The organism is Streptomyces sp. NPDC057854 (assembly GCF_042797055.1).
GTDB lineage: Bacteria > Actinomycetota > Actinomycetes > Streptomycetales > Streptomycetaceae > Streptomyces.
The window spans coordinates 12,164-24,348 of record NZ_JBHVMF010000029.1 but is presented as its reverse complement, the minus strand read 5'-3'; the positions used below and the strand labels follow the sequence as shown (position 1 = coordinate 24,348).

13 protein-coding genes and 1 tRNA gene are annotated in these 12,185 nt (G+C 72.7%); 11 read left to right on the top strand and 3 right to left on the bottom strand.

The genetic code is table 11. The features are described 5' to 3' along the window. Nucleotides 1-2: 2 nt before the first annotated feature. Together ACFVQZ_RS31710 and ACFVQZ_RS31705 are read right to left on the bottom strand one after the other, a co-directional pair. Complete coding sequence (locus tag ACFVQZ_RS31710; protein WP_383628211.1) at nt 3-977, bottom strand: serine/threonine protein kinase; 975 nt, start codon at nt 975-977, stop codon at nt 3-5. Between the two features lie 82 nt (nt 978-1,059). Then, entirely contained in the window at nt 1,060-1,443 is a 384-nt protein-coding gene (locus ACFVQZ_RS31705) for a hypothetical protein (protein ID WP_321193280.1), read from the bottom strand. An 86-nt stretch (nt 1,444-1,529) separates the two neighbouring features. Between ACFVQZ_RS31705 and ACFVQZ_RS31700 the strand changes: the two genes are divergently transcribed. The 3 genes from ACFVQZ_RS31700 (at nt 1,530) to ACFVQZ_RS31690 (ending at nt 3,492) form a co-directional block, all read left to right on the top strand. Beyond that, the gene (locus tag ACFVQZ_RS31700; protein WP_383628209.1) at nt 1,530-2,744 is read left to right on the top strand and encodes a helix-turn-helix domain-containing protein; all 1,215 of its coding nucleotides are present in this window, start codon (nt 1,530-1,532) and stop codon (nt 2,742-2,744) included. 122 nt (nt 2,745-2,866) lie between these two features. Next, complete coding sequence (locus tag ACFVQZ_RS31695; protein ID WP_383628207.1) at nt 2,867-3,262, top strand: DUF6415 family natural product biosynthesis protein; 396 nt, start codon at nt 2,867-2,869, stop codon at nt 3,260-3,262. Continuing rightward, nucleotides 3,259-3,492 (top strand): hypothetical protein, encoded by a 234-nt coding sequence (locus ACFVQZ_RS31690; RefSeq protein WP_383628205.1) that lies wholly within the window; start codon nt 3,259-3,261, stop codon nt 3,490-3,492. Before ACFVQZ_RS31695 ends, ACFVQZ_RS31690 begins: the two co-directional genes overlap by 4 nt. Nucleotides 3,493-3,560: 68 nt before the next feature. On the opposite strand, the gene ACFVQZ_RS31685 is transcribed toward ACFVQZ_RS31690, so the two are convergent. Next, nucleotides 3,561-3,632: transfer RNA gene (locus ACFVQZ_RS31685), tRNA-Cys, on the bottom strand. 285 nt (nt 3,633-3,917) lie between these two features. Between ACFVQZ_RS31685 and ACFVQZ_RS31680 the strand changes: the two genes are divergently transcribed. The 8 genes from ACFVQZ_RS31680 (at nt 3,918) to ACFVQZ_RS31645 (ending at nt 12,167) form a co-directional block, all read left to right on the top strand. After that, complete coding sequence (locus tag ACFVQZ_RS31680) at nt 3,918-4,331, top strand: hypothetical protein (RefSeq protein ID WP_383628203.1); 414 nt, start codon at nt 3,918-3,920, stop codon at nt 4,329-4,331. Nucleotides 4,332-4,368: 37 nt separating this feature from the next. Further along, nucleotides 4,369-6,735, top strand: coding sequence for a hypothetical protein (locus tag ACFVQZ_RS31675; protein ID WP_383628201.1), 2,367 nt, complete (start codon nt 4,369-4,371; stop codon nt 6,733-6,735). Nucleotides 6,736-6,739: 4 nt separating this feature from the next. Beyond that, on the top strand, nt 6,740-7,411 hold the full coding sequence (locus ACFVQZ_RS31670) for a hypothetical protein (protein ID WP_051788179.1): 672 nt from the start codon (nt 6,740-6,742) through the stop codon (nt 7,409-7,411). Between the two features lie 41 nt (nt 7,412-7,452). Continuing rightward, the gene (locus ACFVQZ_RS31665; protein ID WP_383628199.1) at nt 7,453-8,067 is read left to right on the top strand and encodes a hypothetical protein; all 615 of its coding nucleotides are present in this window, start codon (nt 7,453-7,455) and stop codon (nt 8,065-8,067) included. A gap of 80 nt (nt 8,068-8,147) precedes the next feature. Continuing rightward, nucleotides 8,148-9,602 (top strand): MFS transporter, encoded by a 1,455-nt coding sequence (locus ACFVQZ_RS31660; protein ID WP_383628197.1) that lies wholly within the window; start codon nt 8,148-8,150, stop codon nt 9,600-9,602. A 38-nt stretch (nt 9,603-9,640) separates the two neighbouring features. Continuing rightward, a complete protein-coding gene (locus ACFVQZ_RS31655) occupies nt 9,641-9,841 on the top strand; it encodes a ribbon-helix-helix protein, CopG family (protein ID WP_030496898.1) in 201 nt (66 codons plus the stop codon). Beyond that, nucleotides 9,838-10,236 (top strand): type II toxin-antitoxin system death-on-curing family toxin, encoded by a 399-nt coding sequence (locus ACFVQZ_RS31650; protein WP_383628194.1) that lies wholly within the window; start codon nt 9,838-9,840, stop codon nt 10,234-10,236. The genes ACFVQZ_RS31655 and ACFVQZ_RS31650 overlap by 4 nt, the downstream gene beginning before the upstream one ends. 137 nt (nt 10,237-10,373) lie before the next feature. Further along, the gene (locus tag ACFVQZ_RS31645; RefSeq protein ID WP_321193278.1) at nt 10,374-12,167 is read left to right on the top strand and encodes a DEAD/DEAH box helicase; all 1,794 of its coding nucleotides are present in this window, start codon (nt 10,374-10,376) and stop codon (nt 12,165-12,167) included. Nucleotides 12,168-12,185 lie beyond the last annotated feature (18 nt).

Here is a 12,185-nt window from a genome sequence, read left to right as displayed (position 1 = left end):
CTTCAGGTCCGTCGGGGAGCGTGCGGAGGGGCAGGGGCAGCGGCTTGCGTGGGGAGCCCGGCGAGGTGCCGGGCGGCCTCGCCGCCGGGATCCGGAGGCGTCTCCGCCGCGAGGAGTTCGGCGGACTGGCGGGCCAGCGCGGCGACCACCCGGCCGGGCAGCCAGCCGGGCGCGAGCAGCGACGCGGCGGAGTTCAGCACGGTCGCGTGCGGGGCCGGCGGCGCCAGCGCGGACAGCAGGGCGGCGGCGGTGGGCCGGTGCGCCGGGTCGCGGGTGAGGCAGGAGAGGACGGCGGCCCGCAGGGCGGGCGGCAGTTCGGCGCTCTCCGGGACGGTGTGGCCGGTCGCGGCGTACGCGAGGACGGCGCCGAGCGCGAACACGTCACCCGGCGGGCGCGGCCGGCCCCCGGTCGCCTGCTCGGGCGCGAGCGACCCCGGGTCGAGCCCCGGCAGACCGGCGCGCGGCACGCCGTCGGGCCCGGCGGCCCGCACCGCGCCGTGGCAGCCGAGCCGGGGCCCGTCGGCGGTCAGCAGCACGGCGGCGGGCGAGACCCCGGCGTGCGTGAACCCCTGCGCGTGCGCGGCGGCCAGCCCCTCGGCCAGCGCCGCGCCGACGGCCCGTACGGTCGCCTCCGGCAGCGGCCCGCCGTGCACGGCGAGGGCGACGGGCAGCGGCAGCGCGGGCCGGAACGGCGAGGCGTACCACGCCTGCCGCTCCCCGGCCCCGGACACCCGCCCGACCGGCTCGAACCACGGCGCCGGCAGCCGCCGCGCCGCCTCCGCCTCGGCGGCGAACGCGACCGGGTCGCCGCCGGACCGCACCACGCCGAGCAGCACCGTCCCGCCGTCCGCGCCGCGCGCCACGAACCGCCGGCACGGCAGGGCGGGCGACCCCGGCGGATCGAGCCGGGTGATCAGCCGGTACGGCCCGATGCGCCCGGACGCCCCGGCAGCCCCCCGCCCCCGCGCCGTCTCCACCTGTGCGTCCCCCCGCCGTCGTCCACGCCCCGCGGCGACGGGGCGGGCACGAGCCTACCGAGGCGGCGGAACGCCCCCGCCGTCAGTCCGCCGCGATCTCGGTCCGCGACGTCAGCTGCGAGGCGACGACCATGGCGGTACGGGTGACCAGCGCGGCGAGCAGAACCGCCGCCCACCCGTCCACCCGCAGCTCCGACACCTGCGGCCCCAGCCAGGACAACAGCCACCAGATCAACGCGTCCTGCACGAACCCCAGCGCCCCGAACACGGCGAGCATCCGCGCCGGAACCCGCCCCGAAGGCCCGATGAACACCAGCTGGGTCAGCACCACCAGCACGACGCTCGCGACCACCCAGGAGAACAGCACATCGGCCGTCTCCGCCCCCATGCCCACCCCGGGCACCACCCACCCGGCCAGCCCGACTCCCGCGAGAACACCGGCTCTTCGTCTGACTCTCTCGTCCATGCGGCGGACTGTGACACACCACGAGCCGCCTGGGAAGATCAGGCGGCTCGCGGTGGCGACCCGCCCGGGCGGCGTACCGTGGCGGCGTGACGACCGAAGACCTCGGCAAGACCCTGCGTCGTCTGCGCCGCCTGGCGGGGCTGACCCAGGAGGAGCTGGCGGAGCGCTCGAACGTCTCCGTCGACGTCATCCGCCAGCTCGAACAGGGACGGAAGCACTCGGCACGGCTCCCCACCCTGCACGCCCTGGCGAACGGCCTCGGCGTGGAACTGACGACGCTGCTGGGAGATCCGCCAGCGGTCTCGTCCACGGGCGAGAGCGACGGGCCGAAGTTCGTGGCGGTGCGGCGCGCCGTCATGCCGGCTCTCTGGGGCCCCGAACCCCGGGAGCCGGCCGCCGGCTTCTCCCTGGACGACCTGCGCGAGCGCATCGCCGACGGCTGGACCCGCTACCACGCCGCCGAGTTCGACGCGGTCATGCAGGCGCTGCCCGGCCTGATCGCGGAGGCCCGCGCCTTGACGGCCTCCGCCGATGCCGCGGAACGCGAGGAGGGGTACGCCGCCCTGGGGAAGGCCCTCCAGCTCGCCGGGCACGTCGCCGTGCGCATGGGGAAGACGGACCTCGCGCTGATCGGCCTGGAACGGGCGACCGACGCGGCGGTCCGCTCCTCGAACCCGCTGCTGCTCCCCATGCTCGTCAACTCCATCGCCTGGACGTACCAGCGGCAGGGGCGACTTGCGGACGCACTGGCCATCGCCCTCCGCGCCGCCGACGACATGAAGGGCGCGGGCCTCACCGGCACGGCGGACGGCTTGAAGGTGTGGGGCGCGCTGACGATGAGCGCCGCCACGTCGGCGGCGCGCAGCGGCGACTACGGACGGGCGGCGGACCTCATGTGCCACGCGGAGGAGGAGGCGGGCCGCGTCTCCAGGCTGCCGGACGGAGGCGACAGCCGCATGGTGAGCGTGTTCAGCCCCTCGTCCGTCCGCATCGAACGGGTACGCCTCGCCGTCCAGTACGGCCACCCCCACGACGCGCTGGCGCTCGCCAAGGGCATGCGGCTGAGCAAGGACACCCCGCCGTCCTGGCGGACGTGGCTGCTCCTGGACGTGGCGCGAGCCCACACGGACATCGGCGACGCGACCGGAGCGGTCAAGACACTGGAGTCCCTGCGCAAGGTGGCACCGGCGTGGATGCAGCACCACACGCTGGCCGTCGCGATCGTCCGCGACCTGTGGTCGCTCCCCAACCACCCGCCTGGCCTCCGCCCCTTGGCCGCGTTCCTGGGAGTCGTCGGCTAAGCGGCAGGAACTAGGACGTTCCGTCCCTGTCGGCCCGTCGATCCGGCCGCTTGCATGGGAGACCAGCGCTCCGGTGCACGCGTGAACGCCCCGGAGCCCGGCCGACCGCAAGGAGTCGACACGTGAACGCCACCGCCCAGGGCGCAGCGCGGCAGATCCCCGACCAGGCCCGCGAGCGGGCGACCCCGCTCGATGCGCGAACGATGCGGGAGACAGCCCTGAGAGCGCTGGGCGGCGCTGCGGAGAGCCTGCCCCCGGATGATCTGGACAGCGTCACCCAGGCGCTCCGCGGGATGCTCCTGTTGCTCGTCCCCGAGGTGACCGAGGCGGCCGGCAGGTATCCGAAGGGGGACGTGGCCCGTGTCGGCGCCCTGGCGGCTGTCGAGGAGGCCCAGCGTCGGCTCAGGGCCCGCCCGGTCGCCGCGGGCTCTCCGTGGGCCCTGAGGTACACGCGGAGGCTCGCCCGCGCGGTCATGGCTCTGATGGACCACTACGTGCACCTCGGCGGTGAGGGATGACCGGGACGCTGCGCTTCTGCCGGGGCTGCGAGGGCGTGATCACGGAGGAGTCGGACGCGGTGTTCCTCTGGCACGAAGCGGGCGGCAGCGGCCCGGGCAGGGACGTGTACGCCCACCGCGAGCACGTCCACCGGGTTCGGGAGGACGAAACCGCCGTCCGGCTTCTGGCCCGTGTTCTGGTCAGGCGCCTGACGACCCCTGACGCCGAGTGGCGGCGCGGGCGACCCTGAGGCCGCCTTGTCGCTCGTACGAGCGGTGTCCCACACCCGTAGGCACAGGTGTGGGGCACCGCTTCCGGAGACCGTGGTCGGATTCGAACCGACGTCACTCGCTTTGCAGACGAGCCCCTGAACCACTCGGGCACACGGTCGTGTTGCCGCTCTTCGCTCCTGCGCGGTGCGGCGACGAGAACGACGTTAGGGGCCGTGCGGAGGGGGCTCAAGGGGGAGCTGGGGTGTGCCACGGGACCGCAATGGCGCTGCCACACGCCGTTCACAGTCGGGCGCGGGCGCGGGGCGCGGATCGCGGGAGTGAACGTTCCGGCAGTGGCACGGCGGCCCGTCGATCCGCGTGCGGCCGGATCTCGACGCGTACGTCTGTGCGTGGTCGTGTGCGTGCGTAAACTCCGGGGCCTCACTGGCGGACGGGGAGCGACGTGTCCTTCGATGACGAGTGGGCCGCGGCGAAGGGTGCCGCCGCGATGCGGCTGAACCAGGCGCCGGCCGACCCGGGGCGGTGGAGTCCCGGTGTGGACCTGTCCGTGAAGCAGGACCACCTCGGGGCGATCGGCCACGCGGCGTACGAGCTGCACGGCCGGCTGGCGCGGGACGGCAACCACGCGCGGATGGACGGCCACGAGGCGGCCACCGCGCTGTCCGCCCACGGGTTCCGTACGGGAGGGGCGCTGCAGACCGTCCAGCAGACGTGGGGCTTCCAGCTCCGCACCCTGCTGCACGCGGTCGCGCACATCTCCAACCACCTCGACTACAGCGTGGCGTCGCACGCGAAGGACGACGTGGAGATCGCCGCCTCCCTCTCCGTGTCCAAGATCAGCGAGTGCTTCAAGTGATTCCCGTTGGTTCCCGTGAGAGGGGGGTGGGTACACCGTGCTGACCTTCGACGCCGTGTACCGGGCGCCGCTCGGCAAGCTGAAGGACGCGGCGGACCGCTGGTCCGAGATGAAGCGCAAGCTCGACGCGCTCGCCGAGGACGCCCGCCGGACGATGGCCGACCAGACCCGGGCGGAGGACTGGAGCGGCCTGAACGCCGAGGTGACGAAGCCGTTCATCGACAAGACCGCCAAGGAGTTCGCGGACGCGGCGAAGGCGGCCGAGGGCATCCACCTGGTCCTGGAGGACGGCTACCGGACGTTCAAGAAGGCCAGGGACGAGCTGGTGAGGATCGTCGAGACCGACGCCCCCGGGCAGGGACTGGTGGTACGGGCCGACGGCACGGTCGAGGCGCGCGAACCGGTCAGGGAGGACGAGGCCGCCCGCCACGACCCGGACGCCGGGCTCGCCGCCCGCAAGGAGAACGCGCGGATCGCGGCCCTCCAGGCGCGCGTCGACGCCGTCGTCGAACGCTGCGACGACGCCGACCTGGCCTGCGCCAACGCCCTGCGCGCCGACATCACGAAGGACGCGCACGACTTCAGCGCCCCCAAGTACCGGAGCCTCGACGCCGAGGAGGCCGACCGGGCGGTCGCGCTGGCCCGCAAGGGCCGGGACCTCACGCACGCGGAGCTGCGGCAGCTCAACGAACTGCTCGCGGACAACCAGAAGGTCGGCTGGTTCTCCCGTACCTTCTACGACCGCCTCGGCAGCAGGGGCGCGCTGGAGTTCTTCGGCGAACTCACCGCCGACACCGGCGGCCAGGGCTCGCAGGCGCGGGACGAGCAACGCCTCGCGGACGTCCAGGCCCTCCAGCGGAACCTGGGCCTCAACCTCGCGAACGCCACGCGCGGCGACGAGGGATGGGCCAGGGAGTGGTCCGCGGACCTGCGGAAGCTCGGCACGGAACGGGTCCCGCTCCCGTCCCGATCCGACGGCACGGGCCCGTACGGCTACCAGCTCCTCGGCGGCCTCCTCCGCCACGGCGACTACCACCCGAAGTTCCTCGTCCCCATCGCCGAACACGTCACCCAGCTGCACGCCAAGGAACCGGACCTCTTCCGCCCCGACCGCACGACGATGGGCCCCCGCGCCCAGGGCACGTTCAACCCGTCCGGCACGAACGGCCACGGCTTCGACCCGGTGATCCCGGTCCTGGAGGCCCTGGGCCACAGCCCGGAGGCCGCGAAGGAGTTCTTCTCGGCCAAACCGACGGCGTACGAACGGGACGGGAGCGTGGGCGGGACGCTGGACCTGGGGAAGGACAAGGACGGCAAGGCGGTCAGGGAGTACCTCGACTTCTTCGCCAACGAGAAGTACGCGTCCTTCGCGGACCACACCCCCGGCGAGGACGCCGCGAAAGCCAAGGACTACATGCCGGACGCGCTGGGGCACGCGCTGGAGGCGGCGACGCTGGGGCACGCGTGGGACGACCCTCGCCCCGAACTGCACCGGGACGCCACGACGGCCGAGATCATGTCGGACGTGGTGGCGACGTACGGGGGCGACCCCGAGCTCGTGAAGAAGCACCACTCGGCGCTCGCCGACAGCCTGGGAGTCATGGGCGCCGGATACATCGACGACCTGAGCTGGGCGTTGTCCGAGAACAGTCCCGCCTCTCCGTTCGCGCCGGATGTAGCGGGCAAGTCGCTGAGGGAAGCCGCCGACATCGCCGCTCTCCACCCGAAGTTCGGCCAGGGGGCCGCCGTCGATTTCCTGTCTGTTCTGGGGCAGCATCCGGACGCGTACGCGACGATGTCCACGGCGGATCGTCTCCATACGGTGAGCGTGCTGGAGGCGCAGGCCGGGCCCGACGGGCGGATCAACGAGCCCCAAGCCGTCAGGGCCGCAGTCACCGGGGCACAACTCCAGGGCGTACTGGATGTGGCACGGGCGGAGCAGATCAAGGCCGAGGGCGAGAAGGCCATCGAGGACTACGAGAAGGCGCAGGAAGAGCGCGGCGCGTGGGTGCAGTTCGGAGCGACTGCCGCCATCGCAGCGGGTGTCGCCTTTCTCCCGGCCACCGCCGCTGCCGCAGGCGCTGCCGCGATCCTCGTCCCGCTTGCGGTCGACACAGGCTCCGGCGCTCTGGAGACGCTGGCGGGGGTGGTCGTCGGAGACTGGTCCGAGAAGGCCAACAAGGAGTACAAGGACGCGACGGAGGACAGGGTCGACGAGGACAAGGAGAGTGTCTACCGGGACGGCAGACACAGCGCCGGCTCTCCGGTGAAGCACTTCGCCGAGGCGCACCGTGGCCAGGGGAGCGAGAACTTCGAGGTGGACCTTGAGGCGGCCGTGAGAGGCGGGTATGCCGACGGCAACTTGCTTGCCGGGCAGATCGGCCACGGGCCGGAGACAGGGTGATCGCGTGAGGCTGTCCGGGAAGTCCGCGGCAAGCACGCGGAGGACCGCTGTCCTCGCGCTGGCCGTGTGTCTCCTTGCCGCTGCCTGCGGCGGGTCGGAGAAGCCGGAACCGGAGCGGGTCACAGCCGCGCAGCAGTGCGACGACACGCTGTCGCCCGAGGCGGCCAGGGCCCTGGAGACGGTGCTGGGGACGCAGTCGTTCGGGGACGTTCCGGCGGGCGGTCTGGAGCGGGTCGCACGCCAGTTGGTCGCGGATTTCCCCGTGTCCGAGGGACGGACACCCAGGCGTTCTCTGTGCACAGTGAGCCCGTCCACGGGTGGGCTGGACCGGGTCACCGTCGAGTACCGATTCTGGAGGGACATCAACCTCCACGGGGACGAGCACTCGACGGGTCTGCACCCGTACGACATGGGCGTGGAAGCGCTGTCCGGGTCGGAGGGCGCTCACCTCTACGTCAGGTGCGTCAGCCCGCGGTTCCCGGGGTCCGAGAAGCGCCCCGCACGGATCTGGGGCGTCTTGAGGGTCGGCTGGAACATGATCCCCGACACCGTACCCGTCCGCGAGGCCACCCTCACCATCCTCCACTCCACCACCCTCGCCGTCGTCCGGAAGCTCGGTTGCGTGAACGACGCGGGGCTCGACGCGAAGCCGGCGTTCAAGCCGTTGCCCGAGTAGGGGGCTTCGTGCGGAGGCTTGCCAGGTCGGCGGTGTCCGGGGTGGTCGCGGTGCTGTTCCTCAGTGCGTGTGGTGGGACGGAAGAGCCGGAGCCCGCGCGCGTCACGGCCGCGCTGCAGTGCGACGAAACGCTGTCGCCGGAGGCGGCCCGGGCGCTGGAGAGTGTGCTGGGGACGAAGCGGTTCAGGCCGGCCGGAAGCGGCGGCCTGGAGCGGGTCGCGGGCGAGCTGGCCGAGGACTATACGAAGTTTCCGCGGTGGACCCAGGGGCGCTCCCTGTGCCGGGTCGACCACCCGGGGAACACCGACGGGATCAGGATCACGGTGCGCCTTCGCAGGGAAGAGGGCCGTTTGTGGGACCGGCACGCGGCGGATCTTCATCCGTACGCCATGGGGGCGGAAGCGTTGGCCGGACCGCAGGGCGCACGCCTCGTCGTGTCCTGCGTCAGTCCCCAGTTCCAGGGCTCCGACAAGCGTCCCGCCCGCATGCAGAGCTCGCTCACCTTCCGTAGGTCCGAGCTCCCCGACACCGTCCCCATCCGCGAAGCGAACCTCACGATCCTGCATTCCGCCACCCTCGCCGTCGTGCGGAAGCTCGGGTGCGCGGAGGACGCGGGGCTGGAGGCGGAGCCGGTGTTCAAGGCGTTGCCGGAGTAGGAGGCGTACGTCCGGGGGCGGAGGGACGGATACGGCTCGCGACAGGGGTCATATCTGGATACGGCCCTTACCCTGGGGCCATGAGTGCGCTTGAACCCCGTGATCGTGATGTCGAGACCGTCGCCGGACCGCCCGCGCGCGCCCGGGGGTCCGTGCTCGATGCCGGGCACCGGGCGCTCAGCGTGGGGATCGTGTCCGTCGTGCTGCTGATCGCGTTCGAGGCGACGGCCGTCGGGACCGCGATGCCGGTCGCCGCGCGGGAGCTGGACGGGGTGGGGGTGTACGCGTTCGCGTTCTCCGCGTACTTCACCACCAGCCTCTTCGGCATGGTCGTCGCCGGGCAGTGGTCCGACCGGCGCGGGCCGCTGGCGCCGGTGACGGCGGGGATCAGCGCGTTCGCGGCGGGGCTGGCGCTGTCGGGGACGGCCGGGGCGATGTGGGTGTTCATCCTCGGGCGCGCGGTGCAGGGGCTCGGCGGCGGGCTGGTGATCGTCGCGCTGTACGTGGTGGTCAGCCGCGCGTACGCGGAACACCTGCGGCCCGCGATCATGGCGGCGTTCGCCGCGAGCTGGGTCGTGCCGTCCGTGGTCGGGCCGCTCGCCGCCGGGACGATCACCGAGCACCTCGGGTGGCGGTGGGTCTTCCTCGGCATCCCCGTGCTCGTCGTCCTGCCGCTCGCCCTCGCGCTCCCCGCGATACGCCGGACCGCCTCCGGGCCCGCCGACCCGTCGGCGCCCGTCGCGGCCTGGGACCGGCGGCGGATCCTGCTGGCGCTCGCGATCTCGGCGGGCGCCGGGCTCCTCCAGTACGCGGGGCAGGAGCTGCGCTGGCTGTCGCTGCTGCCCGCCGTCGCCGGCGCGGCGCTGCTCGTGCCGGCGGTACGGGGGCTGCTGCCGCGCGGCACGGTGCGGGCCGCGCGCGGTCTGCCGTCCGTGGTGCTGCTGCGCGGGGTGGCGGCCGGGTCGTTCATCGCGGCCGAGTCGTTCGTGCCGCTGATGCTCGTCACCCAGCGCGGGCTCAGCCCCACGCTCGCCGGGCTGTCGCTCGCCCTGGGCGGCCTGACCTGGGCGCTCGGCTCGTGGATCCAGTCGCGGCCGTGGACGGAGCCGTACCGGGAGAGGCTGGTGGTGCTGGGGATGCTGCTGGTCGCCGCCGCGATCGCCGCCGCGCCGAGCGTGCTGCTGCCGGCGGTGCCGGTGTGGGTGGTCGCCGTCGCTTGGGGGTTCGGCTGCCTCGGCATGGGCGTGGTGATCGCCTCGACGAGCGTGCTGCTGATGAAGCTGTCGCCGCCGGAGGAGGCGGGTGCGAACTCGGCGGCCCTCCAGATCTCCGACGGGCTGTCGAACGTGCTGCTGCTCGCCGCCGGCGGGGCGGCCTTCGCGGCGCTCGGCGGCGGGGCGGTCGGGTACGCGGTCGCCTCGGCGGCGGACCGGGCGTCGCATCCCGGCGCCTTCGCCGCGGTCTTCCTGCCGATGGCCGCGGTCGCGGCGGCGGGGGCGTGGGTGGCGACGCGGCTGCAGGCGGCGCCCCGATAACCAGTACCAGATTGACCCCATGGCGGTACCATTCTGGTATGGCCATGAACCTGCGTCTCCGCGACGACCAGACCGAAGCCCTCAAGGCGCGAGCCGAGCAGGAGGGCGTCAGCATGCACGCGATACTCCTCCGGGCCGTGGACGACTACCTGGCGCGCACCGCCCAGGAGGCGATCGTGCGGAAGACCGCCATGGAGCAGGCGTCCAAGTGGCACGAGCTGATGGAGCGGCTGAAGTGAGCTGTGTCTACCTCTCCACGGAGGACGTCCTGGTCGTCGCCGACCACGCGGTCGACGACCAGAAGGTCGTCCTCCGGGACGCGGGACTGCTCGATTCGGCCGTGCACCGCCCGTCGGCCGCCATGTTCGGCGAGGAGGCGTATCCCGACCTCGTGACCAAGGCCGCCGCCCTGCTCCAGTCGCTCACCGTGAACCACCCGTTCGTCGACGGGAACAAGCGCACGGCCTGGCTGTCCTGCGTCACGTTCCTCGCCATGAACGGCGTCCACCTCCGGCCGGACATCGACGCCGCGGAACGCCTGGTCATCGCCGTGGCGACCGGCGAGGAGGACGACGTCGAGGTGATCGCCGAGGGGCTGCGCGGGCTCATCGACCCCACCGGACGCGACGCGTGACACGGGCGTGAGGTGAGTCGCAAAGGCGGCGCCTCCGCCTCGTCGCGATCGAGGTTCCGGCGGCGCCGCCGGTAAGGTGGCCCGGTTGTCATATCTGGACGAGCGTCTGGACGAGCGTCGAACCGTGACCGGAGATCGTGACTACCACCGCCGCCTCCTCTCATCACCTCTCTCCCGCCTTCCCCGGCCGTGCTCCCTGGGGCACCGCCAACAAGCTGCGAGCCTGGCAGCAGGGCGCGATGGAGAAGTACATCCAGGAACAGCCCCGTGACTTCCTCGCCGTCGCCACGCCCGGCGCCGGCAAGACCACCTTCGCCCTGACCCTCGCCTCGTGGCTGCTGCACCACCACGTCGTGCAGCAGGTCACCGTCGTCGCCCCCACCGAGCACCTGAAGAAGCAGTGGGCCGCCGCCGCCGCGCGGATAGGGATCAAGCTGGACCCGGAGTACAGCGCCGGGCCGCTCAGCAAGGAGTACGACGGCGTCGCCCTCACCTACGCGGGCGTCGGCGTGCGGCCCATGCTCCACCGCAACCGCTGCGAGCAGCGCAAGACTCTCGTCATCCTCGACGAGATCCACCACGCCGGAGACTCGAAGTCCTGGGGCGAGGCGTGCCTGGAGGCGTTCGACCCGGCGACCCGCCGGCTCGCCCTCACCGGCACGCCGTTCCGCTCCGACACGAACCCGATCCCCTTCGTGACGTATGAGGAGGGGAACGACGGCATCCGCCGCTCCTCCGCCGACTACACCTACGGCTACGGGAACGCGCTCGGCGACGGCGTCGTCCGCCCGGTCATCTTCCTCTCCTACAGCGGCAACATGCGCTGGCGCACCAAGGCCGGCGACGAGATCGCCGCCCGCCTCGGCGAGCCGATGACCAAGGACGCCGTCTCGCAGGCGTGGCGCACCGCGCTCGACCCGCGCGGCGACTGGATGCCGAACGTGCTGCGCGCCGCCGACCAGCGCCTCACCGAGGTGCGGAAGTCGATCCCGGACGCCGGCGGCCTCGTCATCGCCTCCGACCAGGACTCGGCCCGCGCCTACGCCAAGCTGATCCGCGAGATCACCGGCACCAGGGCGACCCTCGTCCTCTCCGACGAGGCCGCCGCCTCCGAGCGCATCGACGAGTTCAGCAACAACACCGACCGGTGGATGGTCGCCGTCCGGATGGTGTCCGAGGGCGTCGACGTGCCCCGCCTCGCCGTCGGCGTGTACGCGACGACGATCTCGACGCCGCTGTTCTTCGCGCAGGCCGTCGGCCGCTTCGTGCGATCCCGCAGGCGCGGCGAGACCGCGTCCGTGTTCCTTCCCACCATCCCCAGCCTCCTCGGCTTCGCCTCCGAGATGGAGGTCGAGCGCGACCACGTGCTCGACAAGCCGAAGAAGGACGGCGGGGAGGAGGACCCGTACGCCGAGTCCGAGAAGGAGATGGCGGAGGCGGAGAGGCAGCAGGACGAGGACACCGGCGAGCAGGACATGCTGCCCTTCGAGGCGCTGGAGTCCGACGCCGTCTTCGACCGCGTCCTCTACAACGCCGCCGAGTTCGGCATGCAGGCCCACCCCGGCAGCGAGGAGGAGCAGGACTACCTCGGCATCCCCGGCCTCCTCGAACCCGACCAGGTGCAGCTGCTCCTGCAGAAGCGGCAGGCCCGGCAGATCGCGCACAGCCGCAAGAAGCCGGACACCGAGGCGGACCTCCTGGAGCTTCCGGCCGAGCGGCGCCCCGTCGTTTCCCACAAGGAGCTCCTCGAACTGCGCAAGCAGCTCAACACCATGGTCGGCGCCTACGTCCACCAGAGCGGCAAGCCGCACGGCGTGATCCACACCGAGCTGCGCCGGGTCTGCGGCGGCCCGCCGAGCGCCGAGGCCACCGCCGGCCAGATCCGCGAGCGGATCAAGAAGGTCCAGGAGTGGGCCACCCGGATGCGGTGAGCCCCTTCCGGGAGACGT

What these genes read in the sequence shown, in the direction of transcription:
- ACFVQZ_RS31705 (WP_321193280.1), bottom strand. Translation starts at nt 1,443, where the DNA reads ATGGACGAGAGAGTCAGACGAAGAGCCGGTGTTCTCGCGGGAGTCGGG.
- ACFVQZ_RS31690 (WP_383628205.1), top strand. Translation starts at nt 3,259, where the DNA reads ATGACCGGGACGCTGCGCTTCTGCCGGGGCTGCGAGGGCGTGATCACG.
- ACFVQZ_RS31660 (WP_383628197.1), top strand. Translation starts at nt 8,148, where the DNA reads ATGAGTGCGCTTGAACCCCGTGATCGTGATGTCGAGACCGTCGCCGGA.
- ACFVQZ_RS31655 (WP_030496898.1), top strand. Translation starts at nt 9,641, where the DNA reads ATGGCCATGAACCTGCGTCTCCGCGACGACCAGACCGAAGCCCTCAAG.